26 protein-coding genes are annotated in these 23,861 nt (G+C 58.9%); 13 read left to right on the top strand and 13 right to left on the bottom strand.

What is annotated here, in order from left to right; all coding sequences use genetic code 11:
* The first annotated feature begins 52 nt into the window (after positions 1 to 52).
* Positions 53 to 937: an alpha/beta fold hydrolase gene (locus PG871_RS05165; RefSeq protein ID WP_270726804.1), complete on the top strand. Its 885-nt coding sequence runs from the start codon at positions 53 to 55 to the stop codon at positions 935 to 937.
* A 4-nt stretch (positions 938 to 941) separates the two neighbouring features.
* Here the strand turns inward: PG871_RS05165 and PG871_RS05160 are convergent, their stop codons facing one another.
* Together PG871_RS05160 and PG871_RS05155 are read right to left on the bottom strand one after the other, a co-directional pair.
* A complete protein-coding gene (locus tag PG871_RS05160; protein ID WP_270726802.1) occupies positions 942 to 1,700 on the bottom strand; it encodes an NAD(P)H-dependent oxidoreductase in 759 nt (252 codons plus the stop codon).
* A 72-nt stretch (positions 1,701 to 1,772) separates the two neighbouring features.
* Positions 1,773 to 2,435, bottom strand: coding sequence for a DUF2161 domain-containing phosphodiesterase (locus PG871_RS05155; RefSeq protein WP_270726799.1), 663 nt, complete (start codon positions 2,433 to 2,435; stop codon positions 1,773 to 1,775).
* 96 nt (positions 2,436 to 2,531) lie between these two features.
* Here PG871_RS05155 and PG871_RS05150 point away from each other — a divergent pair, with 96 nt between their 5' ends.
* On the top strand, positions 2,532 to 3,536 hold the full coding sequence (locus PG871_RS05150; protein ID WP_270726797.1) for a TraB/GumN family protein: 1,005 nt from the start codon (positions 2,532 to 2,534) through the stop codon (positions 3,534 to 3,536).
* Between the two features lie 118 nt (positions 3,537 to 3,654).
* Positions 3,655 to 4,569 carry a manganese-dependent inorganic pyrophosphatase gene (locus tag PG871_RS05145; protein ID WP_270726794.1) on the top strand — a complete coding sequence of 305 codons (915 nt, stop codon included), beginning with the start codon at positions 3,655 to 3,657 and terminating at the stop codon, positions 4,567 to 4,569.
* Between the two features lie 148 nt (positions 4,570 to 4,717).
* On the opposite strand, the gene PG871_RS05140 is transcribed toward PG871_RS05145, so the two are convergent.
* Both PG871_RS05140 and PG871_RS05135 read right to left on the bottom strand, forming a co-directional pair.
* Positions 4,718 to 5,623, bottom strand: a complete 906-nt coding sequence (locus PG871_RS05140; RefSeq protein WP_270726792.1) for an alpha/beta hydrolase family protein — start codon at positions 5,621 to 5,623, stop codon at positions 4,718 to 4,720.
* On the bottom strand, positions 5,623 to 6,081 hold the full coding sequence (locus PG871_RS05135) for a MarR family winged helix-turn-helix transcriptional regulator (RefSeq protein ID WP_270726790.1): 459 nt from the start codon (positions 6,079 to 6,081) through the stop codon (positions 5,623 to 5,625). Before PG871_RS05135 ends, PG871_RS05140 begins: the two co-directional genes overlap by 1 nt.
* A gap of 157 nt (positions 6,082 to 6,238) precedes the next feature.
* Here PG871_RS05135 and PG871_RS05130 point away from each other — a divergent pair, with 157 nt between their 5' ends.
* The 6 genes from PG871_RS05130 (at position 6,239) to PG871_RS05105 (ending at position 11,078) form a co-directional block, all read left to right on the top strand.
* Complete coding sequence (locus tag PG871_RS05130; protein ID WP_270726788.1) at positions 6,239 to 6,967, top strand: hypothetical protein; 729 nt, start codon at positions 6,239 to 6,241, stop codon at positions 6,965 to 6,967.
* 169 nt (positions 6,968 to 7,136) lie between these two features.
* Positions 7,137 to 8,012: a TIGR01459 family HAD-type hydrolase gene (locus PG871_RS05125; RefSeq protein ID WP_270726785.1), complete on the top strand. Its 876-nt coding sequence runs from the start codon at positions 7,137 to 7,139 to the stop codon at positions 8,010 to 8,012.
* 122 nt (positions 8,013 to 8,134) lie between these two features.
* The gene (locus PG871_RS05120; RefSeq protein WP_270726783.1) at positions 8,135 to 8,578 is read left to right on the top strand and encodes a MaoC family dehydratase; all 444 of its coding nucleotides are present in this window, start codon (positions 8,135 to 8,137) and stop codon (positions 8,576 to 8,578) included.
* A 51-nt stretch (positions 8,579 to 8,629) separates the two neighbouring features.
* Positions 8,630 to 9,562 carry a bifunctional riboflavin kinase/FAD synthetase gene (locus tag PG871_RS05115; protein WP_270726780.1) on the top strand — a complete coding sequence of 311 codons (933 nt, stop codon included), beginning with the start codon at positions 8,630 to 8,632 and terminating at the stop codon, positions 9,560 to 9,562.
* Entirely contained in the window at positions 9,559 to 10,032 is a 474-nt protein-coding gene (locus PG871_RS05110) for a YcgN family cysteine cluster protein (RefSeq protein WP_270726777.1), read from the top strand. Before PG871_RS05115 ends, PG871_RS05110 begins: the two co-directional genes overlap by 4 nt.
* Positions 10,032 to 11,078 (top strand): threonine aldolase family protein, encoded by a 1,047-nt coding sequence (locus tag PG871_RS05105; protein WP_270726774.1) that lies wholly within the window; start codon positions 10,032 to 10,034, stop codon positions 11,076 to 11,078. Before PG871_RS05110 ends, PG871_RS05105 begins: the two co-directional genes overlap by 1 nt.
* Here PG871_RS05105 and PG871_RS05100 read toward each other — a convergent pair.
* Together PG871_RS05100 and PG871_RS05095 are read right to left on the bottom strand one after the other, a co-directional pair.
* Positions 11,075 to 11,872 carry an alpha/beta fold hydrolase gene (locus PG871_RS05100; protein WP_270726771.1) on the bottom strand — a complete coding sequence of 266 codons (798 nt, stop codon included), beginning with the start codon at positions 11,870 to 11,872 and terminating at the stop codon, positions 11,075 to 11,077. The genes PG871_RS05105 and PG871_RS05100 overlap by 4 nt on opposite strands.
* A 3-nt stretch (positions 11,873 to 11,875) precedes the next feature.
* A complete protein-coding gene (locus tag PG871_RS05095; RefSeq protein WP_270726768.1) occupies positions 11,876 to 12,475 on the bottom strand; it encodes a 2-hydroxychromene-2-carboxylate isomerase in 600 nt (199 codons plus the stop codon).
* 116 nt (positions 12,476 to 12,591) lie between these two features.
* Here PG871_RS05095 and PG871_RS05090 point away from each other — a divergent pair, with 116 nt between their 5' ends.
* Entirely contained in the window at positions 12,592 to 13,608 is a 1,017-nt protein-coding gene (locus PG871_RS05090; RefSeq protein ID WP_270726765.1) for a ribose-phosphate pyrophosphokinase, read from the top strand.
* Between the two features lie 77 nt (positions 13,609 to 13,685).
* Here the strand turns inward: PG871_RS05090 and PG871_RS05085 are convergent, their stop codons facing one another.
* The 6 genes from PG871_RS05085 to PG871_RS05060 all read right to left on the bottom strand — a co-directional run bounded on the left by PG871_RS05085 (position 13,686) and on the right by PG871_RS05060 (position 18,985).
* Positions 13,686 to 14,039, bottom strand: coding sequence for an H-type lectin domain-containing protein (locus PG871_RS05085; RefSeq protein ID WP_270726762.1), 354 nt, complete (start codon positions 14,037 to 14,039; stop codon positions 13,686 to 13,688).
* A 114-nt stretch (positions 14,040 to 14,153) separates the two neighbouring features.
* Positions 14,154 to 14,549 carry a F0F1 ATP synthase subunit epsilon gene (locus PG871_RS05080; protein WP_270726760.1) on the bottom strand — a complete coding sequence of 132 codons (396 nt, stop codon included), beginning with the start codon at positions 14,547 to 14,549 and terminating at the stop codon, positions 14,154 to 14,156.
* 11 nt (positions 14,550 to 14,560) lie between these two features.
* Complete coding sequence (gene atpD / locus PG871_RS05075) at positions 14,561 to 15,985, bottom strand: F0F1 ATP synthase subunit beta (RefSeq protein ID WP_270726758.1); 1,425 nt, start codon at positions 15,983 to 15,985, stop codon at positions 14,561 to 14,563.
* A gap of 16 nt (positions 15,986 to 16,001) precedes the next feature.
* The gene (locus PG871_RS05070; protein ID WP_270726755.1) at positions 16,002 to 16,874 is read right to left on the bottom strand and encodes a F0F1 ATP synthase subunit gamma; all 873 of its coding nucleotides are present in this window, start codon (positions 16,872 to 16,874) and stop codon (positions 16,002 to 16,004) included.
* Between the two features lie 12 nt (positions 16,875 to 16,886).
* Positions 16,887 to 18,425 carry a F0F1 ATP synthase subunit alpha gene (gene atpA / locus PG871_RS05065; RefSeq protein ID WP_270726752.1) on the bottom strand — a complete coding sequence of 513 codons (1,539 nt, stop codon included), beginning with the start codon at positions 18,423 to 18,425 and terminating at the stop codon, positions 16,887 to 16,889.
* A complete protein-coding gene (locus PG871_RS05060; RefSeq protein WP_270726750.1) occupies positions 18,425 to 18,985 on the bottom strand; it encodes a F0F1 ATP synthase subunit delta in 561 nt (186 codons plus the stop codon). The genes atpA and PG871_RS05060 overlap by 1 nt, the downstream gene beginning before the upstream one ends.
* A 405-nt stretch (positions 18,986 to 19,390) precedes the next feature.
* Between PG871_RS05060 and PG871_RS05055 the strand changes: the two genes are divergently transcribed.
* Complete coding sequence (locus PG871_RS05055) at positions 19,391 to 20,710, top strand: hypothetical protein (RefSeq protein ID WP_270726748.1); 1,320 nt, start codon at positions 19,391 to 19,393, stop codon at positions 20,708 to 20,710.
* A 75-nt stretch (positions 20,711 to 20,785) separates the two neighbouring features.
* Positions 20,786 to 22,180: a hypothetical protein gene (locus PG871_RS05050; protein WP_270726747.1), complete on the top strand. Its 1,395-nt coding sequence runs from the start codon at positions 20,786 to 20,788 to the stop codon at positions 22,178 to 22,180.
* A 26-nt stretch (positions 22,181 to 22,206) separates the two neighbouring features.
* Here PG871_RS05050 and PG871_RS05045 read toward each other — a convergent pair whose 3' ends face one another.
* Positions 22,207 to 22,947, bottom strand: coding sequence for a class I SAM-dependent methyltransferase (locus tag PG871_RS05045; RefSeq protein WP_270726744.1), 741 nt, complete (start codon positions 22,945 to 22,947; stop codon positions 22,207 to 22,209).
* 62 nt (positions 22,948 to 23,009) lie between these two features.
* Here PG871_RS05045 and gloB point away from each other — a divergent pair, with 62 nt between their 5' ends.
* The gene (gloB, locus tag PG871_RS05040; RefSeq protein ID WP_270726743.1) at positions 23,010 to 23,777 is read left to right on the top strand and encodes a hydroxyacylglutathione hydrolase; all 768 of its coding nucleotides are present in this window, start codon (positions 23,010 to 23,012) and stop codon (positions 23,775 to 23,777) included.
* Positions 23,778 to 23,861 lie beyond the last annotated feature (84 nt).

The following is a 23,861-nucleotide window of genomic DNA, read 5'->3' as shown; positions in this document are numbered from 1 at the left end:
ATTTACAAGCTCCGCCAAAGCGATACTCTGCCCTCAACTCGGGGAGAGACACATGCAGATCACCGCCAACGGCATTTCACTGGAATACGAAACCCACGGCCCCAAGGATGGCACCCCACTTGTGCTGATCCGTGGCCTCGGCTCTCAAATGATTCATTGGCCATCTGAGCTTTACGAAGGCCTCGCCGCTCGCGGCTACTATGTCGTTCGTTTTGACAACCGTGACGTCGGCCTGTCACAACGCTGCCCGCACCCCGACGCCCCCGGCGACGCAGATGACATTCTGGCCCGTGCCGCCGCAGGCGAACCGATCACCGCCGCCTACACCCTGCCGGACATGGCCCGCGACGTGACTTGTCTGATGGATGCACTCGACATCGACACCGCGCATATTTTTGGCATCTCGATGGGCGGTGCCATCGCCCAGTACCTTGTGACTGACCACGCCGACCGCCTGCGCTCTGCCACCATCGTCATGACCGCCGCGCGACCACTGATTGGCTCTGACCAAGCGGCCACCATGCTGCCCGCCCTGCTGTCACGGCCTGTGGGCAAAGACAGATACATCGCAGGCTGGATTGAAGAACACGCCACCAACGGCAGCCCGGGCTTTCCGATGACCGAGGCCGAAGTGCGCGCTGAGGCCGAACTGGCCTACAGCCGCGGCGTGGACGCCGACGGCATCAACCGCCAAGTCCTCGCCGTCATAGACGCCTCAGACCGCCGCCCTGCCCTGTCAAAGGTCACATTGCCCTGTCAGGTCATCCACGGCGAAGACGATGCGCTTATTCCAGTGGAGCTTGGCGCCGAAATCGCCGCCACCATCCCCAATTGTCCGTTCCACCGGATCGCGGGCATGGGCCACATCATCACGCCAAAACTGGCGCCACAGATTGTGGACATAGTAGACGGTTTCATCACGACGTCCGGCCGTTAGGCGGTCACGCGTGCCGCACAAAGGCTGAATAACTCGGCGCACCGGGTTTAAGTCGCCCAGCGTCGTCAAAGTCGCCGTCGCTGTTAAACGCGATGCGCGGCTGGATATCCCACGCCGCGATCACATCGGTCTGTGCCGCAATCAGCTGCCCCAGTTGGGCCTGCAAAGCCGCCTCTTCCGCGCCCTCGTGATAGCCGTGCACCCCATGCACTGCGACGGGTTCAAGCACCTGCATGCCAAGATAGCGAAACGTCTGCGCCAAGGGCCACAGCTGCAAAGCCAGATCGCCCTCTTTGCCGTCCGGGCCGCACTCCGCCGCGCTCGCCCCAGTGCTAACGCAAAACAAAACAGACATGTTGCGACACATCCCGGCATCGAACCGTTGATCTACCGAGTGCAACACGCCCTGCACCAGAACACGATCACACCAGCCTTTGATCACCGCTGGCGGCGCGAACCACCAGATCGGGAAATGCAGGATGATCCGGTCCGCCGCCTGCACCTTGGCCACTTCGCCAGCAACCTCCAGTGGCAAGTCTCCTGCCTGCCCGGCCGCCTCCTGCGCCTTGAGCGGATCGAACGCGTCGCTGCCGGACGCACCGTAATGCGCGGCGCGCTCCACCGCATCAAACCCCATCGCACAGAGGTCAGAGCGCAAAACCTCATGCCCCGCCGCCTGCGCCGCCGCCACGCTGGCCTCGGCCCACGCGTTGGTAAAGCTGCCTTCAGATGGATGTGCGCTTACAACCAGAACTGTGCCCATTGCCTCATCTTCCTCTTGCCTCAAATATCCCGGGGGTTTGGGGGCTGGCCCCCATCGGCACCCTCCGCTGCGCTACGCCGACCTTTCGGCCAAAGCCGCAACGCCGGCTTCGCTGAGCACGTAGACACCGGTCCCAACTTTCTCAAACCAGCCATAGTGGTTGTCCCGCATCACAGTCGTCGCACGCTTAACGCCCGCGCCTTTGGCCACATCCTGTCCACGACTGGCCCCATTGCCTTCCAGAAACGTTGCGCATTTTATCGCGTCCTGACGGTACACCGTCACCCGCGCGCCCCGTGTGCCGCCAACGTTCGGGTCGCCCTCAAGCCGTGAAAACGCTGCCAGCAACCGCGCTTTGCGGAGCTTCGATTTGCGCGGCTGAAACGGTCCCGGATCGGCGTGCACTTCGACGGCGCCGTCCTGCAGCCGCACACTCAGAACACCCAACCCCAGCCGTCGGCACAGCCCGACATTGGCCTTGAACGCTTTATAGCCCACACGCCCCTTCCATCGCGGCACCGCGACATAAACCGCATCCGTGACCGCCTGCCGCGCCACCGCCTGTTGCAACAACGTCAGTGAAAACTGCAACTTCAACTCTACGATGATCGGATCCTCGCCATCCCGACAGGCCACAACATCCGCCGCGCCCACCTCGGCCTTCACCTCAAATTCACGCGCTTCCAGCCAGGCCTTCACGGGCGCATAAAGCGCGGTTTCTTTCAGATCGCTCATGCCCCACACCTAGCGTTTTTGCGCGCCGCTGCAAACGCCCGCTTGCTCCCGCTCCTCTGCCTGCTACCCTCCTGCCGAACTGACAAAGGTCCACTCATGCGCACGCTGCTCTCTGCTCTCGCTTTCCTGCTCACCGCCACCACGTTGCACGCAGCCTGCGAGGGACCCGACGCATTCCTACAACTGCCACCCGACACGCAGGCCGACTTGCGCGCCAAGGCCGCGCAAGTGCCCTACAGCAGCGGCACGCTCTGGCAGGTCGAAAAGGACGGCGTCACCTCGACGCTGCTCGGCACCTTGCACGTAGCGCACCCGATGCACGCTGACACCATCGACACCCTGCTTGAGGGAGAGTTTGCTGCCAATCAGGTTCTGCTGGAGCTCACCTCTCCGGCACAGGTCGCGTTTCAGCAACACCTTGTGGACCATCCGGGTGTTTTCCTGATCGAAACCGGTGACAGCCTGATCGACCGACTGGGCGACACCCATTGGGCAACCATTTCGTCCGAACTGCAAAGCCGCGGATTTCCGCCCTTTATGGCAGCGCGGTATCAGCCGTGGTTTCTCGGCCTGACCCTCGCCATGCCGCCCTGCGCCATGGCCGAAATTGCCGCCGGCAAAAAAGGGCTCGACCATATGGTTGAACAACTGGCGCATGATCTGGGCTTGCCGACGGACTCGCTGGACAGCACTGAAGGCCTACTCGCCATCCTCGCCGCCGACCCTCTGGACGAGCAACTCAAGGAAATGATCTGGTCGCTAGAACTTGACCTTTTTGAAGACGTCTCGACCCAGTTTCCTGCAATGATCTCGCTTTATGAGCAGGAAGACATTCAACTGATCTGGGAACTCGGTCGCCACATGACGCTGGCCCGCGCCAAAAACGACGCCACCGCCCGCGACCTCGCGGCCCTACTGGCCGAGGTGCAAACCGAGCTGATTGAGACCCGCAACCGCCAGTGGGCCAACCGCCTGATCCCAGAGCTGGCAACCACCCCCTCTCTCGTTGCCGTTGGCGCATTGCACATGCCGGGCGAGGCCGGCCTTCTCAGGCTACTTGAAACGGCAGGCTACACAGTGACCCGCCTGCCGCTGCGCTGACCGATCCGCGAAAAAGCGCAGCAATGTCGCAGCGCAGCATGGCTGCGTGACAAAGCGGTTGCGCGCGCCTATAACGCGCCCAAATCAGCCCTTTTGTATTGTTTTGAGGACTCCCATCATGACCACGCAGGTTTTTGGCCACAAATCCCCCGACACCGATTCCACCGGCTCCCCGATCATCTGGGCCTGGTATCTGAACGAAGTTCATGGCACCGCCGCCGAAGCCAAGCTTCTGGGTGAGCCCAACACCGAAGCCGCATGGCTGCTTGAGCGCTGGGACCTGCCCAAGCCTGCAATCATTTCCGATGTTGAGGCCGGTGCACCGGTTGTCATCGTCGACACCAACAACCCGGCTGAACTGCCCGCCTCGATCAACGACGCAGACATCCGCGCCATCATCGACCACCACGCGCTGGTGGGTGGCCTGAAAACCAAAGGCCCGATCGACATCGCGATCCGCCCCGTGGCCTGCACCGCGACCATCATGTATGACCTGATGGGCGACATCGACATGCCCGACTGGATCAAAGGCACCATGCTGACCTGCATCCTGTCTGACACGCTGGAGTTCCGCTCGCCCACGACAACAGACCATGACAAAGCCGTCTGTGTGAAACTGGCCGCCGATCTTGGCATCGACATCCCGTCCTACGCCGCCGAAATGTTTGCTGCGAAATCGGATGTGTCGTCTTTTGCCGACGCCGAACTGCTGCGCATGGACTCCAAAGAATACGAAGTCGACGGCACCAAATTCCGCGTCTCTGTTCTGGAAACCACATCGCCCGCCACCGTGCTCGACCGCAAAGCCTCGCTGATGGACACCATGACCACGGTTGCATCCGAGGACGGCGTCGATCAGGTCCTGCTGTTCGTTGTCGACATCCTGAACGAGGAAAGCACGCTCTTGGTGCCAAACGATCTGGTAAAATCCGTTGCGGCAAAATCCTTTGACGTCACCGCAGAGGGCGACGCGGTTGTGCTGCCCGGCGTTGTAAGCCGCAAAAAACAGATCATTCCAAACCTCAAAGTCTGAGCCTGATCTGACCCAAAAAGAAAAGTCGGCCCTGCAAGGTGGTCGGCTTTTTCTTTTGCTCAAACGCTTTTGTCGAGGTCAAAGGACTGCGCCTGTTTGGGCTGGCGCAGCCCCTCCTGTCGTTCGGGCAAGGTCTCAAAGTTTCGCCCTACTTCTTCACTGCTCCATCGGGCAGCCCACCCGTTTCAAACCACTCCCAAATCTCGCCCCACAAAGCCTCGCGCCCCTTGCGGAACGCCCCTTCGTGGCCCACGCGTTTGGTGCCCAATTCTTCGGGCGTGCGCACCACCAAGTGTTTTTCGGCATGCCGATAATGCCCCAACGTGTCGCCACATGCCCTCGGCGTCGCGATTCCATCATCGGGAAACACCCATGCACAAATCGGCGCCTGCGGCTGGTCAAACCGGTGGTCATATTTCCCTGACGCCAGATCCGGCAACAGATAGCTCCTACGCCCGCTCCATCGGCGCCATGTCTTGAACACACCGGGCGGCAGCGCCTCGCCGGCCCACAGCCCACCGCCGCGCACGAACCCGAACCGCGCCAGTTCCATCGCGCCAAAGCCCCACCAGAAAAACAGCTCCAACGGAATGCGCAGCTTGTGATGCACGCCCCAATGGCCACTCCCGACCGACACAAAGGCGTTGCGCGCAACTTTGTCGCCGTTCTTCATGAACCCCACAAATTGCCCGCCAATCGAATGGCCCAAGGTCATTGCCGGCAAACCCGGCGCGGCCTCTTCCAACCGCTCAAGCGCCGCCGTCATATCCAACTGGCCCCAGTGCGGGTAATCGATGCCGCTGTTGGCCAGATCCTCGGCACCACTGTCACCAATCCCGCGAAAATCATAGGTCAGCACCACCGCACCCTGCGCCGCAAACCACGCCGCCGCATGGCGATAAAACCGCCGCGGAAACCCAGTGCCCGCCGAAATCATGATCGCCATCTTCGGCTCCGGCCCGCGAAACAGGCTGCCCGCCAAAGTCCAACCATCTTCGGCATCAAACACAATCTCTTCCGAGGTCACGCCTTCAACATCCGTACCATCCAACATCACTCGCTCTCCTCCTTGGCGCTCTCGGCCAAAACATCCTCGGCGTTCTCCGCCAGATGTTTCAGAAACCGTCCAATCACGTCTTGTTCTTCTTCCGAGAATGGCGCCAGCAACGCCGCGTTCATCTCTTTGACCACCGGATTGGTGCGCGCGATTACCGCCGCGCCCTGCGCTTGCAGAAACACCCGCACCATGCGTCGGTCCGTTGCGTCTTTCTCGCGCCGCACCAAGTTGCGCTCCGCCATCCGGTCAATCATCCCGCTGACACTGGGTTTGCCCATCGACAGCATCTTGGCCAGATGGCCCGCCGTCAGCCCGTCATTCATCGACAGGGCAAACAACACACCATGCTGTGCCAACGACAGCTCTGCCTCGGCCTTGGTACGCCGATCCGCTGCCCGCGCCAGCGCGGCATAAGCCCGGTTCATCAAATAGAATATCTTGGGCGATCGCTTCATGTTGTTCGCATCCGAATTACCTCAATTTAGTTCGCACACGAACTACCGAGTCGCGCAAGCTCTAATCCCGATGACGTGCCGTCACCCAATCCTTGACATTTGATCGCCACACAGTGCCTCTATCGACAAGGCCACACACGCAATGGCAGGAACACCAATGAGCTTCTCCGACCTCTTTGACTGGTTCGATCACGTTTATATCGTGAACCTGCCCAACCGTGCTGACCGCCGCGCCGAAACCACGCAGGAGTTCGCTCGCACCGGCGTCGCAATTCCCAACGACCACGTCACGTTTTTTGCCGCCACGCGGCCCACCGACAAAGGGGAGTTCCCCTCCCTTGGCTCGCTCGGCAACATGATCTCGCAAACCCGCGTGCTGGCCGACGCGCTGGAAAACGGCCACGACCGCGTGCTGATTTGCGAAGACGACTTGCACCTGCTGGACGTGGCGCCGGACGCCGTCGCTGCCGTTCTTTCTGATCTGCAAACGCAGCCCTGGACCATCGCCCTTCTCGGCTATCTGGAACCCGAAATACCGCCCACCGGCCACACCGGTCTGATCAACTGGTACGACGGCACGCTTGGGGTGCAATTCTGGGCGATTCAGGGCCGCGAAAAAATTCAGGCGTTCCACGACTACCTTGTTGCTGTGCGCAATCGTCCTTCTGGCCACCCCGATGGGGGCTCCATGTTCTTCGATGCTGCCTTCAACATGGTGCGCACCAAGGTTCCCGGCACTGAATTCCGGCTGGCGACACCTAACCTCGCGGGGCAACGCAGTTCGCGCACCGACATTCACGCGCTGAAATTCTATGACAGGATTGAGCCGTTCAAAACCATCGCCGGTTTAATGCGCCGTGTGCTGAACCGACGTCGTCGCGACTGATTTCCTGCTGCGCTGCGGCATCCGCACTTTCGCGAAATCCGCACTCCCGCGATACCGACGCAATACAGACGCGTTGCAGATAGCCGTTTTGGCGCAAAACCACTGGCACCGCGCCCGCACCCCTGCCATACATCAGCCCAAGCAAAACGCCCGCGCACAGGACAGCCCAATGACCCAGATCATCTCCGCCCTTTCCGAGATTTCCGACCGTTACGACGCCCTGTTTGTCGATCTCTGGGGCTGCGTACACAACGGCATTACGGCCTATCCAGACGCCGTTGCTGCGCTGCAAGAATACCGTGCCAAAGGTGGCGTTGTAGTGCTTGTGACCAACTCACCCCGCCCCCGTGCCAGCGTCGCACAACAGATGCTGGACTTCGGTGTGCCAACTGACGCCTACGACACCATCGCCACTTCCGGCGACAGCGCGCGCTCTGCCATGTATCAGGGCGCCGTGGGCGAAAAAGTCTATTTCATGGGCGAAGCAGAACGCGACGCCGACTTCTTTAAGCCACTGGATATATTGGATAACCCCACGAACATTCAGCGCGTTCCTCTGTCCGAGGCCGAAGGCATCGTCTGTTGCGGCCCGTTTGATCCAATGGCCGATCCCGATGTGAACCGCGCGGATTTTCTCTATGCCAAAACCAAGGGCATGAAGCTGCTGTGCGCCAATCCCGACATCGTTGTCGATCGCGGCGAAGTTCGGGAATGGTGCGCCGGTGCTTTGGCGCGGCTCTATACGGAAATGGGCGGCGAAAGCCTCTACTTTGGCAAGCCTCATCCACCGATCTACGATCTCGCACGCCGTCGCCTGACCGCGTTGGGAAAATCGATACCGTCCAATGCCATTCTCGCCATCGGAGACGGCCCCCAGACCGACATCATTGGCGCAATGGGCGAAGACATCGATTCCCTCTTCATCACCGGCGGCCTCGCCGCCACAGAAACCAAAACGACGCACCAACCGGACCCATCCGCCTTAAGTGATTATATCGAAACGGAAAATGTCTCTCCACAGTTCTCCATTGGTCAACTTCGCTGACGCAAAAAACGCTTGATTTTCTGCGGCTGCGAAGTAATAAAGTTGCCAGCCGTGATCGAATACGGTCTTAAAATTACCAGCGCCCCTTCGCTGCGGGCCGCAATCGAAGCCTCGGAGGCCCCATGTTGGACAACTTGCCACGCGGAACCATCTTTATCGAAGACCTCGAAATCGGCATGACACGCTATGTGCGTAAGACCGTGACCGATCAGGATATCGAGATGTTTGCAGCGGTTTCAACGGACCACAATCCCGTGCATTTGGACGACGAGTACGCCGAAGAATCAATGTTTGGCGGCCGCATCGCGCATGGCATGCTAACCGCCGGTCTAATTTCTGCTGTTATCGGCGAACAGCTTCCGGGGCACGGCACGATCTACATGGGCCAAAGCCTGAAATTCCTCGCCCCCGTGCGCCCAAACGAAACCGTTTTGGCCGAGGTCACTGTAACCGACATCGACATGGCCAAACGTCGCGTCCGCATGGACTGCGCCTGCTCGGTTGATGGCAAAAAGGTTCTGGCAGGCGAGGCCACCGTGCTGGCCCCGTCACGCAAGCTGGACTGACGTTACATCCAACCTCTTGCATGACGCTTTGCAACCCGCTACGCCGAGCCTATGCGGATTATTCGAGACTATAAATTCGTCGCCCCCGAGGACAAAGGCGCCTCCGTTGCCATCGGCAACTTTGACGGCGTGCACATCGGTCATCAATCAGTGATCGACCTCGCCCGCAAGGCCGCGCCGGACGCCCCTTTGGGCATCATGACGTTTGAACCACATCCACGCGAATACTTTGCCCCCGACGCCCCTGCATTTCGCCTCACCAGCGCCGAAACCCGCGCCCACCGGCTGGAAAAACTCGGCGTCAAACGGCTCTACGAATTGCCCTTCAACACCGCGCTCTCCAGCCTCACGCCCGAAGAGTTCGCCCGCGACGTGATTGCCGATGGATTGGGCCTGACACATGTCGTCGTCGGCGCTGATTTCTGCTTTGGCAAAGGACGTGCCGGAACCGCGCAGGATCTTGAAACCTTTGGCAAAGACCTCGGATTTAACGTGACCATTGCGCCACTTGTTCAAGCTGACGACGGTCAGGTGTCGTCCACATCAATCCGCGCCGCCCTCAGCGATGGCCGTCCCCGCGACGCCGCCAAAATGCTTGGCCACTGGCACCGCATCGACGGCCCTGTGATTGGCGGCGAACAACGTGGGCGCGATTTGGGTTTCCCCACAGCCAACATGTCCATCGATGGTCTGCACCAACCAAAACACGGCGTCTATGCTGTGCTCGTAGACGTGCTCGACGGCCCCCACGCAGGCAGCTATCACGGCGCGTCGTCGATCGGTGTGCGCCCGATGTTTGGAACAAACACCGCCAACATCGAAACCTTCCTTTTTGACTTCTCCGGCGACCTCTACGGCGCAACGCTGTCGGTGGCTTTGGTCGACTATCTGCGCCCGGAACAAAAGTTCGACGGCCTCGATGCTTTGATCGCTCAGATGGACCGTGATTGCGCGCAATGCCGCGACATCCTGGCCGCACTATGAGCCGCGACCCTATCGAACGCGACAAGCTGAAACCTCGGTTTTGGGAAAAGAAAAAACTCGCTGACCTGTCCAAGAAAGAGTGGGAAGCGCTGTGTGATGGCTGCGGTAAATGCTGCCTCAACAAGCTTGAGGACGCCGACACCGGCAAGGTTCACCTGACCCGCGTCGCCTGTCGTATGTTGGATGACGAAACCTGCCGCTGCACCCAATACCCGATCCGCCATCAGTTTGTGCCCGAATGCATCGTTCTCAAACCGTCAAATCTGGACGACCACGCCTACTGGATGCCGCAAACCTGCGCCTATCGCCTGCTATGGGAAGGCAAGCCACTATATGACTGGCACCCGCTGATTTCCGGCCGCGCCGAAAGCGTGCACGAGGCTGGCGTGTCGGTTTATCAAATGACAGTATCCGAGTTTGAAACGCCCGAAGACGACTGGGAAGACCACATCATCGAGGAACCTCTCTAATGCATTTTGCCTCCGACAATTCCGGCCCCGCGTTGCCACAGGTCTTGCAGGCCATGACCGAGGCAAACCAAGACTTTGCCATGGCTTACGGCGCGGATGCGATCATGGACGAAGTCCGCACCCAGATCCGTGACGTGTTTGAGGCGCCAGAGGCTGCCGTTTATCTCGTGGCCACTGGCACTGCCGCCAACTCGCTGGCGTTGGCAACATTGACCAAGCCTTGGGAAACCGTGTTTTGCGCTTCCGTTGCGCATATCCATGAGGACGAATGCAACGCCCCCGAATTTTACTCCGGCGGCGCAAAACTCACGCTTGTGGGACAAGATGACAAGATGACCGCAGCTGAATTGCGCGTGGCCATCGAAGCCGAGGAAACCCGTGGCGTGCATGGCCCGCAACGTGGCCCCGTGTCGATCACGCAGGTCACCGAACGCGGCACAATCTACACGCTCGACGAACTCACCGCGCTGTGCGATGTCGCCAAATCCCACGATCTGCCGGTTCATTTGGACGGCGCGCGGTTCACCAACGCGATGATGGCGCTAGGCTGCACACCGGCCGAAATGACGTGGAAGGCCGGCGTGGACGCGGTCTCTTTTGGCGGCACCAAGAATGGCTGCGTCGGCGTTGAGGCGGTGATCTTCTTTGACCCGAAACACGCTTGGGAATTTGAACTGCGCCGCAAACGCGGGGCGCATCTGTTCTCCAAACACCGTTTCCTGTCAGCCCAGATGAAGGGGTATCTGGCTGACAATGCGTGGATTAACGCCGCGACTCAGGCCAACGCCAACGCCGCGCATCTGGCAGGAGGCCTGCAGGCAATTGACGGCGTCAGCTTTGTGTACCCGCCCCAAGCCAACATGCTGTTTGTCGCCATGCCTCGGGCCGCACACAAACGCCTGTTTGCTGCTGGGGCCGAATACCACATCTGGTCCGGCAGCCTTGAGGGCGACGATCCAAACGAGATGGTCGAGGCGCGTCTGGTCTGCGACTGGTCGATCACGACCGATCAGATCAACCAGTTTCTGGATATCGTGAAAGGCTAAGCTGCAGCGCCGATTGTTTGGCGCACTTCTGCAGCCACGGCGCGGGCATGGGTGATCGCGCCCATATGACCAGCGCCAGCAATCGTCGCCCGCCGTCCGTTCTTTACCATCGCAGCCAAGCCATCACAGGCGGGTTTCATGATCGGAGGCGACAGCGCCCCATCCATAACCACACATGGCACGGCAACTTGGCCAAGCCGCGGCATCACTTGACCGATGTCTTCCAGCACGTCCCTTTGCGAGGCGACCACAACTGGCACCTGCCGCGCAAACGTCGCGCGAGTTTCGGCAGGCAGCTGCTCCCAAGGCGTGCCATCGCCCCATTCTTCCACAAACATCCGCACTGCGCCTTCCGGATCGCCCGCCGCGTACAAGGCGATGACCTTCGACATATGCGCGTCGTTCTTGGCAACTTCTTCTGGTGCTCTGTCTTTGGCCGCCAACATCGTCACAGGCTCAAACAGCGACAACGAACGCACCATTTCCGGCCGTTCAATTGCCAACCGCAGCCCCAACAGACCACCATAGCTGTGACCGATGACATCCACCGGAGCGTCCAGATTTTCCAGAATGGCGTCCAGCATGTACTGCCCGGCCAAGGTGCCCGCCTGATAAGCATCGCTACGCCCATGTCCCGGCATATCCGGAGCCTGAATCGTCAAAAGATCGCCGAGCTCCGCCCCAATCCCGCGGAACGCACCCGAATGCCCAAGGTTGCAATGCAACGCCAACGCAGGCCGAGCGCCTTCGCCCAGCGTGCGCCAGTGTGTCTTACTGCCAACGCCCGAAAGCATGTCTTAGAGTTTGCCAGCCAGATGCAGATCCAGGTCTTCCAAACGATCCTGCCCCCAGAAACGGGCGCCGTCGTCTACGACATAGAAAGGGGCCCCAAACGCGCCTGCTTCAACCGCGTCTTCCAGGTTCTTGGCGTAGGTCTCCGCGCCTTCCAGCAAACCGCTATCAGCCAGTTTCGGATCAAAGCCAGCGGCCTCAAGACATTCACGGATCACCGCGTCCTCTGCCACGTTCTTTTCCTCGACCCAGCAGGCCCGCGTGATGCCATGCGCCAAGGCGCCAAGATCACCGCCACCGGCATTTTGCGCCGCGATAAACGCATATGAAGACGGCGCCATATTGGTCGGCCAATGCGCAGGTTTGAGGTTGAAGGGCATGTCCAGCTTTTTAGCCTGCCGCACCAGTTCCTGCGCGCGATATTCCTGACGGCTCGCGTGCCGATCCTTGGGTGGCGTACCGCCGGTCCGGCCGAACTGCGCGATGATATCCAAAGGTTTGTACGTGATCGTCGCGCCATGTTTGGCGGCGATTTCCTCCAGCCGTGTGCCGGCTAGGTATGTGTATGGAGAAATTGTCGCAAAATAGTAGTCGATATGTGCCATTTGGGCCTCCCGCTGCGCCTCGATGCTTTGCGAGACCCTAGGGCCATGTTAAGCGGTTGGCAACGTCACGAATCTGTCACCTGCGCCACACTCTGCACCACTCTGGGGACCCCATCATGGCCACACTTCTTGAACCCAAACTGATGACCGGCAGCTCAAACATGCCGCTGGCAAATGCCATCACCCGCCGCATGGCGCTTCATCGGGGAAAGCCGGTCGATCTGGTCGACGCCCGCGTGGAACGCTTCAACGACCAAGAGATCTTTGTAGAGGTCTTTGAAAACGTCCGCGGCGAGGACATGTTCATCATCCAATCGACCTCACGTCCGGCTAACGACAACCTGATGGAACTGCTCATCATGTCCGACGCACTGCGTCGGTCGTCGGCCTCGCGCATCACGGCCGTGATCCCCTACTTCGGCTACGCCCGTCAGGACCGCCGCACCAAGGCGCGCACCCCGATCACCGCCAAGCTGGTCGCCAACATGATGGTCGAAGCCGGCATCGAACGGGTTCTGACAATGGATCTGCACGCAGCCCAAATTCAGGGCTTCTTCGACATTCCGGTGGACAACCTCTACGCCTCGCCGATCTTCGCACTCGACATTCAGTCCCAGTTTGCGGACTGCCTCGACGACGTCATGGTGATCTCACCCGACGTTGGCGGTGTGGCCCGCGCACGCGAGCTTGCCAAACGCATCGGTGCGCCGCTTTCGATCGTCGACAAACGCCGTGAAAAGGCTGGCGAAATCGCGGAAATGACCGTGATCGGAAACGTCGAGGGCAAGAAATGTATCATCGTGGACGACATCTGCGACACCGCAGGTACGCTTTGTAAAGCCGCCGAAGTGCTGATGGAGCACGGTGCCACCGAGGTGCACAGCTACATCACCCACGGCGTACTCTCCGGTCCTGCTGTTGAACGCATCAAAGGCTCGGTGATGAAATCGCTTTGCATCACCGACTCGATTGAAGCCACCCAGCCGGTTCTGGAAACCCCAAATATCCGCATCATCCCGACTGCGCCGCTTTTTGCCCAAGCGATCCTGAACATCGCAAACGGCACCTCGGTCAGCTCGTTGTTTGAGACCGAAACGCTGGAAGCCAGCTACGAAGGCCTCTTTAACAAGTAATCACAAGACACTGTGAAACGACAAAAGCCGCGCTTTTCAGCGCGGCTTTTTGTTTGTGCAAAGTGCTAAGCCTTGCATCAGTCGTCTATTGCCCAGTCATCGGCATGTGCCAACTCACCAATCGCCATCCAGCTCATCCGCACACGCGCGACACGACTGTCACCCCAAGTGCGAAACACCAAATGAAATCCAAGGTTGGTGACTTCTTCGGCAACCACTTCGGCACGGATATTGTGTTCGGCGTCCATGTCCCAAAGCGACAAAGCCACCTGCACGGTAGGTGGCGTGCGAAATCGGCCGGAAAACTTAATCAGCTTGCGTCGATCACGCGGCCCATCCCCGGTCCACATGTCACCGTCGGATTCAAAATCCGAAAACAGGGTCTCATCGCCCTGATCTACGCCAATGTGGTGATTTCTAAGTCGTCTCATTCCGGAACCTAATGTCTGTAACCTCAGACCAATTCGCAACAAAAAAAGGCATTTCTCAGAAAAAAGGCCCCGCCACAGGAGCGGAGCCTCTATTTTTGTCCGATCACAGTGGGATCAGACCATGTTCGCCAAGAGCTGCTCGAGATCCGACAGGAACTTTTCCGCAGCATCTTTGTCCTCAGCGGACGCATCCTCAACCGCCTTGCGCGCGCCAACCAGCACGTCTTCAAGGTCTGCCTTGGTTACATCTTCGCCCACATGCGCGAACTCAGCGATCACCGAAATCGACTCGGGCGCAACTTCCGCAAAACCGCGGGTTACAACAAAGTCTTTTTCGCCGTCAGCTGTCTGAACCCGCACAACGCCAGGGCGCAGCGAGGTCAGCAGGGGCGCGTGGCCTGGCATTGCGGTGAGATCACCATCAGCGCCAGGGATTTGGACAGAAGTGGCCTGGAGTGAAGCAAGGCTCCGCTCAGGGCTCACCAGGTCAAATTGCATCTCAGTTGCCATTACGGGCCTCCTTAGGCCGCTTCAGCAGCCATTTTCTCGGCTTTGGCGATCACTTCCTCGATGCCGCCAACCATATAGAAGGCCGCTTCGGGGAGGTGGTCGTATTCGCCAGCCACAACGGCTTTGAACGACGCGATAGTGTTTTCCAGTGGAACCTGAACACCGTCAGAACCGGTGAAGACTTTCGCCACGTCAAACGGCTGGGACAAGAAACGCTCGATCTTACGCGCACGTGCCACGGTCAGTTTGTCTTCCTCGGACAGTTCGTCCATGCCGAGGATGGCGATGATGTCTTGCAGCGACTTGTAACGCTGAAGGATCTGCTGAACGTCGTTGGCGACAGTGTAGTGCTCTTCACCAATGATCAGCGGGTCCAGCAGACGCGAGGTCGAACCCAGCGGATCCACAGCAGGATAGATACCTTTTTCCGAGATCGCGCGATCCAGAACGGTTGTCGCATCCAAGTGTGCAAACGAGGTCGCAGGTGCAGGGTCGGTAAGGTCATCCGCAGGGACGTACACGGCCTGAACCGATGTAATCGAACCGGATTTGGTCGATGTAATCCGTTCCTGCATCGCACCCATGTCGGTTGCCAGTGTTGGCTGATAACCCACAGCCGAAGGAATACGACCCAACAGGGCCGAAACTTCGGAACCGGCTTGTGTAAAGCGGAAGATGTTGTCCACGAAGAACAGAACGTCCGAACCCGTGTCATCACGGAACTGCTCGGCCAGTGTCAGGCCGGACAGGGCGATCCGCATACGCGCACCGGGAGGCTCGTTCATCTGACCGTAAACCAGAGCAATCTTGGATTTCTCCAGATCGTCAGGAACGATAACTTCGGATTCGATCATTTCGTGGTACAGGTCGTTCCCTTCACGGGTCCGCTCACCAACACCCGCGAACACGGACACACCAGAGTGCACCTTCGCAATGTTGTTGATCAGTTCCATGATCAAAACGGTCTTACCAACGCCGGCACCGCCGAACAGACCAATTTTACCACCTTTGGTGTAAGGCGCGAGCAAGTCGATCACCTTAATACCAGTTGTCAGAATTTCAGTCGCGGTGGACTGATCTTCGAACGCAGGCGCGTCGCCGTGGATGGCGCGTGTTTCGGTCGCTTTCACAGGACCTTTTTCGTCAACCGGATCGCCGGTCACGTTCAGGATGCGGCCCAATGTGCCTGTGCCAACGGGCACGGCGATCGGGGCACCGGTGTCTTCGACACCCTGGCCACGAACGAGACCTTCGGTCGCGTCCATCGCGATGGTGCGAACGGTGTTTTCACCAAGGTGCTGGGCTACTTCCAGAACCAGTTTCTTACCGTTGTTTTCAGTGTTCAGTGCGTTCAAGATCTCTGGCAGAGCATCGTCGAACTGCACGTCCACAACGGCGCCGATGATCTGGGTCACCTTGCCTTTTGCGTTTGCCATGTTTCGTCTCCGGTTCTTAGAGCGCTTCCGCGCCCGAGATGATTTCAATAAGCTCGTTGGTGATCACAGCCTGACGCGAGCGGTTATACTGGATGGTCAGTTTGTCGATCATGTCACCCGCGTTGCGGGTCGCGTTGTCCATTGCGGACATCCGCGCACCTTGCTCCGAGGCGCCGTTTTCCAGCAATGCTGCAAAAATCTGCGTCGCGACGCCGCGCGGCAGCAAGTCAGCCAGAATGGCCTCTTCACTGGGCTCGTAGTCATACAGAGTGCTTGCGCCATCCTCATCCGCTTCAAAAGCGGCTGGAATGACTTGCTGTGCGGTTGGGATTTGCGTCACAACATTCACGAACTCCGAGAAGAAGATCGTGGCCACGTCGAACTCGCCCGCATCAAAGCGGTCAAGAACGTCGCGGGCGATGTCCTGAGCATTTTCATACCCCACGCGTTTGACCTCAGTCAGGTCAACGTGGCCGACAAAGTCGTCACCCAATTCACGTTTGATCGCGTCGCGGCCCTTCTTGCCAACAGTCAGCACCTTAACGGTCTTGCCCGCAGCCTTCAGTTCCGCAGCTTTCGCACGCGCCAACTTCGAAATGTTTGCGTTGAAGCCACCGCACAGGCCACGTTCCGCAGTCATCACCACCAACAGGTGGGTCTGATCGCTTCCGGTGCCGGACAGCAGTTTCGGCGCAGAGTCAGAGCCGCCAACCGAGGCCGCCAGCCCACCCATCACGGCGTTGAACCGTTCTGTGTAGGGTCGCGACTGCTCAGCAGCTTCCTGCGCGCGGCGAAGTTTCGCCGCGGCAACCATCTGCATGGCTTTTGTGATCTTCCGAGTGTTTTTCACACTCTCGATCCTGTTTTTTAGGTCCTTCAGACTAGGCATGGTCCGAACCCCTTATGCGAAGTCAGCGGCGAAAGCGTCCAGCGCGGCTTTAACTTTGTCGGCGGCCTCGCCTTTGATCTTAGGATCTTCGTCGGTGATCCACTGAAGCAAGTCAGCGTTGTTGGCGCGCAGGTGCGCCAGCATGGACTGCTCAAAGCGACCTACGTCAGACACGTCGATGCCGTCCAGATAGCCGTTCACACCTGCAAAGATGACGCAGACGATTTCAGCGTTGGTCAGCGGCGAGTACTGAGGCTGTTTCATCAGCTCGGTCAGGCGCGCACCACGGTTCAGCAGCTGCTGAGTTGCGGTATCGAGGTCGGAGCCAAACTGAGCAAACGCAGCCATTTCACGATACTGAGCCAGCGACAGTTTCACCGGACCAGCAACCGACGACATCGCCGATGTCTGAGCCGAGGAGCCAACGCGCGAAACCGACAGACCGGTGTTCACAGCAGGGCGGATACCTTGGTAGAAAAGTTCGGTTTCCAGGAAGATCTGACCGTCGGTGATCGAAATCACGTTGGTTGGAATAAACGCGGAAACGTCGCCACCTTGGGTTTCGATGATCGGCAACGCAGTAAGCGAGCCGGCACCAAAATCTTCGTTCAGCTTTGCCGAACGCTCAAGCAGACGTGAGTGAAGATAGAAAACGTCACCAGGATACGCTTCACGTCCGGGAGGACGACGCAGCAGCAGGGACATCTGACGATACGCAACAGCTTGCTTGGAGAGATCATCATAAATGATCAGAGCGTGCTTGCCGTTGTCGCGGAAGTACTCGGCCATAGCGGTCGCGGCGTAAGGTGCCAGGAACTGCATTGGCGCAGGCTCGGATGCGGTTGCGGCAACCACGATCGAGTAGGCCATCGCGCCGGTTTCTTCCAGCTTCTTCACCAGCTGAGCAACAGTCGAACGTTTCTGACCGATCGCAACGTACACGCAGTACAGTTTCTTGCTTTCGTCGTCGCCAGCGGCTTCGTTGTAAGACTTCTGGTTCAGGATCGCGTCCAGAGCCACAGCAGTTTTGCCGGTCTGACGGTCACCAATGATCAATTCACGCTGGCCACGGCCAATCGGGATCATCGCGTCAACCGACTTCAGGCCGGTTGCCATCGGTTCGTGAACCGATTTACGCGGGATAATGCCCGGCGCTTTAACGTCTGCAACGCCACGGGTGTCCGATGCGATCGGGCCCTTGCCGTCCAGCGGGTTGCCCAGACCGTCTACGACGCGACCCAGCAGGCCCTCGCCAGTCGGAACGTCCACGATGGAGTTGGTGCGCTTTACAGTGTCACCTTCTTTGATGTCACGGTCAGAACCGAAGATAACGACACCAACGTTGTCATTTTCCAGGTTCAGCGCCATGCCTTGAATACCACCAGGGAATTCAACCATCTCACCGGCTTGGACATTGTCCAGGCCGTAGACGCGCGCGATACCGTCACCGACGGAAAGCACGCGGCCGACTTCGGCCACTTCGGCCTCCTGGCCAAAGTTTTTAATCTGCTCCTTAAGGATCGCAGAGATTTCGGCTGCTTGGATACCCATTATCCGACCTCTTTCATTGCATTCTGGAGGGAAGAGAGCTTGGAGCGGATCGATGTATCGATCATCTTCGAGCCCACTTTAACTACAAGACCGCCAACAAGGGTTTTGTCGACGGTCGCGTTGATCTTGACGTCTTTCCCGATACGGGCAGCCAGCGTCTTCGCCAGCTTGTCGCTTTGGGTTTTGGTCAATGCTTTGGCAGATGTCACATCGGCGGTCACTTCGCCTTTGTCTTCTGCAATCATGGCGCGCAGCTGGTCAATCAGCTGAGGCAGCACGAACAGGCGGCGCTTCTCGGCCATCAGGCCCAGAACGTTTGCCAGCACGGGCTGCAATTTCATGGTTTTCGCAACGGCTGCGATGGCCTTGCCCTGTTCATCGCGGCTCACCAGAGGCGAATTGATCAGGTTACGCAGGTCGGCGCTTTCGTCCAATACTGCGCTGAGATCGTCAAGACCACTTTCCAGTTTGGCAAGCGCCTTGTTCTCGGATGCGATCTCAAAGACCGCGGCGGCATAGCGTTCGGCAATGCCGGAGGAGATCGAAGCTGGTTCGGACACGTCCACCCTTCCGCTTTCTGGCCTCGACTGCAGCATACAATTGTATGCACCAAACGAGGACGTTTCATGCCCTGCCCATGACAAGGCGGCAAATCCGAGGCGGGTGTAGCAGAGGCTTGCTCAGCTATCAACTACGTTTGATATAATCGAAAAACGCACAAAATCGCTTGTTTTTAATAGGTTAGCTATGGTGCGACCCTTTGCCTGTGACCTTAGGGAAAAAAAATGCCCGTAAAATCCCCTTTTTCCGCGATTCCCGCGTCGCAAAGCCCGCAAATTCCGCGCGACCCGCGGGGCAAAAACCAGATCCAACCCCGAAAATGCCAGCGCCGCCGTTATCAATTTGGATACCAATTGCCGATATCCGGAATTGATACCAAATCGGAACCGGAATTCAGGCACGACATGAGCACGATCATCATTCTCTCCATCTTAGGGCTGGGCGCCGCCGCTTTGCTTGGCGGAATCATTGGCGGAGACGACGCAGACGTCGACACCTCCGACGACACCACCGAGGGTGACGAGGCAGACCAAATTCAGGACGGCCCGATGTTGTTGCCTGCTGACCTGCAGGACGACTCCTCCGATGACGACGCAGCCGAAACAGATGATGGCATCTATGACGGCAGCGCATTGCCCGATTCAGTCGCAGTCGATCTGGGGTCCGGAGACTATGAACACGCGACAGACGGCACCGATGAGGCCGAAGATCAGGCGACCGACGGCTATGACCGAATAACCGGCACCGATGGCGACGACTCGCTCCGACTGTCTCACACGTCCGACAATCCGATTCTCGCAGTTGGTGGCGATGGCGCTGACACCTTTGTTGCAGAATACCCGCACCGAGATGATGACACCCGTCCATTTGATGTGATTATTTCCGATTTTAACGACACCGAAGATGTGCTGACACTCGAAGTTGTCAGCGACGCGCCCGGCACAAGCACGGAAACACCGCAGGACTTCACTTTGGAACCCGCCGAAGATGGCAGTTACGTCGATGTGCGCGTGTCTGTGTTTGACCCGGACCTCGGCCCTGAAGCCGCGCGGGACTTTGTTGTACGCCTTGACGGGCTTTCCGACGTGAATCCCGACAGCATCTATCTGGCCGACACAGACTCCACAGCAGAAACCGGCGAAGACGCATCCGAAACTACAGAACCCGCCTCCGGCAGTACCGAGCCACAAGTCGTCCAAGGCGACGTCGGCAATCTCGATCTGCGCGGTTCACGCGGTGACGACACGATCATCATCGACCACGACAGCGGTTCGGTGGTTGTCAACGGCGGAGCCGGGGATGACACCATCGACGCCCGCAGCGTTGAACGTGACGACGACACCCGCCTGCGGATCGATGGCAGCGAGGGCGACGACACTTATCTCTTCTCCCAAGGCATCAACGTGTCCGATGATCAGTTCGGCGGCTCCGATGTCTATTCCATGACCGTCGACCCCGACCAGATGCACACCACCGATCCCTCCACCGTGGTGTGGGACTTTGAAGACAGCTTCCAGCTCACCCTGCCGGCCGATCTCGCGGACTCGGTGCGGATCGAAAACCTTCCGCCGCGCTATGACACCAATCTGGGCTCCGTCGTGCAGCGTGACGATGTCTATGTCGGGGACACGCTGGTGATGAAGCTGATCAATCTGGACGAAGAGCACCGCATCACGCTGGACAGTGAGAAATTCGAAATCCTGCCGACAGCGTCTGCGGCCTAAAAGCCCACGGGCCAATTACAAGCCACCCCAGATCCCTGAGGTCTGCGTTTTATAGACATGTAGAGAGTACGTCGCATGAACCTGATCATTCTGTTCTCTTTTCTTGGCATCGCCAGCAGCTTCGCCGTATTTGACGGCATGGCCGAAGACGCGGACGACATTGATGACGACAGCGACACCGGCGAAGACCCCGCGCCCACCCCCGATCCGGAACCGACGCCCGAAGCGGACGTCGTCGGCACCTCCGGGGACGACACGATCTATTCTCAGGCCGGCGAATCCATCGACGCGGGCGACGGTGACGATCTCATCCGCGTGGGGCATGACTACACCAGCGCGGACAACGATCCGGTCACTCTGACGGGCGGCGACGGCTCCGATGTTTTCTTTATCGAAGATCCCGGCCACCGCGACACCGACCGGCCTTTTGATATCGAAATCACCGACTTTGACCCGACAGAGGATGCCCTACGGCTCGACCTCTTTGATCTGGAAGTTGGCCCCTGGCATGAAAACCTGCTCGATATCAGCGCCGCGCCGGCGGACGATGGCAGCTTTCTCGACCTGCACATCACAATGCCCGGCGCATCCGACAACGTCGATCCTGTCGACCTGACAATCCGTCTGCATGGCCTTGCCGACATTGATCTGAACACGTTGGAAATCGGCGAATTCAGCACCCGAATGCAGGGCGACGGCACGCTGACGGACGATCCACTCTTGGCCGATCTGGGTTCGACTGACGCGGACGCGCTTTCACCTGTAAACGACGGGCTGATTGTCACGCTGGATGGGAACGACACGGTGACGGTGCACTCGGACGTATCTGCCTTTGTGCTCATGGGCGACGGCGACGACCACGCCACCATCAGCCAAGGTCAGGCGTCTGTCCTTGGCGGAGATGGCAACGACACCTTCACCTTGTCCCAAGATGACGACCGCGACCCCGACACATTTGAGGCCAACCTATATGGCGGCCAAGGCGACGATACCTTTATCATCAGTGACGCGCGCGGCGATGTGACTCTGGAAGGCGGTCAGGGAAACGACAGCTTCATCGCGTATGAAGCCGTCAGCGGAGACTCCTTTTTGCGGCTCTCGGGTGGGGAAGGCAACGACACCTACATCATGCGCATGGGCCAGCTTGTTGACGAATTCCACTCCGGCGGCGACGACACCTACACCCTTGTGGTGACCAACGAAGACATGGCCACCACCTCGCCAGCCAACATCTATTTCAACGGCAGCGGTGACAGCTTCGATCTGGTGGTACCGGATGGGCTTGAAGGCGACGTCCGTGTCGAGGCCCAGCCTTATGATCCGGACGCTGCCATGCCGCATGTCGACAATGTCTATGTCGGGGACATTCTGGTGGCGCGGCTCTGGAATGACTTTGACGGCAACTTTGCCGATAGCGGTGCAAGTCTGACGATCACGGCCGCCACCGCATGGACCGCCCCCGGGTCCTGACCCGCGACGCCCCCCGCCGCCACCCTTTAAGCTGGCGACACCTCGGGCGCCGGGGCAAAGACACCCAGCGGCTTCTTGGCCGCTTCGCGCAGTCCGGGTCCCGAAGGTGCCTGCACCCGTTTGCTGGCCTCTACCAACAGCACACCCCCCGCCATCACCGGCGAAATCGTCTTTCCTAACCCTTCAAGCATCCGCCCCGTTTTGCGCCAAAACCGTTTGTGTGACGGTGGCTGATACAGGGTTGCGCGGTGACGCTCGGGCATAAATCCATGGGCGCGTAATTGGGTTTCCAACTGGCTTGTGGAATAAGGACGGCCATAGCCAAACGGCGTTGTGTCGCTGCGTGACCATAGGCCGGAGCGATGCGGCACCACAAAAAGCGCCTTGCCGCCGGGCCCAAGAACGCGGTTGGCTTCGACCAAAACATCAGACGGCCGGTCGCTGGTTTCCAATCCATGCATGATCACCAGCCGATCCAAATGCCCGGTCTCGATCGGCCACATCGTTTCTTCGCACAGCACCGATACATTTGGCATGCCGGCAGGCCACGGCATCACGCCTTGCGGTGCGGGCATCAAGCCGATCACCCGCCGCGCGCTGGACAAATACGGCCGCAAAAGTGGCACAGCAAAGCCAAATCCGGCCACCGTTAGCCCATCAGCTTCCGGCCACAGTTCCAACATTTCATCGCGAACTGCTTTTTGCGCGGCCCGACCCAACGTGCTGCGATAATAGAAATTGCGTAGATCCTGCACATCAAGATGCATTGCAACCGCGCCTCCAATCGGCAAATCTTAGGGCTAACATAGCAATCACAAGGCGAAATTCCATGCCCCTCCAGATCGTGACCATTCCGTGCCTGTCCGACAACTACGCATTTTTGATTCACGACGACAAGAGCGGCGATACCGCACTGGTGGACGCGCCCGAACCCGGACCGATTCTGGATGCCCTTTCTGACCGTGGCTGGAGCCTGAGCCATGTGCTTTTGACCCACCATCATTGGGACCATGTCGACGGCTTGGCGGATGTGTTGGCTAAACACCCCGCGAAAGTGGTTGGTGCCACCGCCGACGCAGGCCGCCTGCCCCCGCTGGACATCTCTTTGGGCGAAGGCGACAGCGTCACAATCGGCGGCGAAGCGGCACAGATCATCGATGTGTCGGGCCACACAATGGGCCACATCGCGTTTTACTTCCCCACGACGGGCGCCGTGTTCACGGCCGACAGCCTGATGGCGCTCGGCTGCGGCCGCCTGTTTGAAGGCCCACCCAACGTGATGTTTGACAGCCTCACCAAACTCGCCGCCTTACCGCCTGAAACGATTGTGTGCTCGGGCCACGAATACACCGAATCCAACGCGCGCTTTGCGGTGACCGTCGATCCGGACAACCCAGCGCTGAAAATGCGCATCGACAAGATTCGCTCTGATCGCGAGAAAAATATTCCCACCGTGCCTTCGCTGTTGTCCGACGAATTGGCGACAAATCCGTTTTTGCGCGGTCATGACCCTGCTGTTCAAGCCGCCGTGGGCATGCAAGGCGCCGCACCCGCTGAGGTTTTTGCCGAAATCCGGCGCCGCAAAGACAGCTTTTAATCCCGAAAATTCGGCACCTCACGAAAGCGTGCAGTCTTTTTCTATGGTTAAAATTGCAGAAAGTCCTTGAAGACAGCGACCAAT

The sequence above is a fragment of the Shimia sp. Alg240-R146 genome, assembly GCF_947331465.1.
GTDB lineage: Bacteria > Pseudomonadota > Alphaproteobacteria > Rhodobacterales > Rhodobacteraceae > Shimia.
The sequence above is the reverse complement of the archived record's forward strand: the minus strand, read 5'-3'. Positions and strand labels throughout refer to the sequence as shown.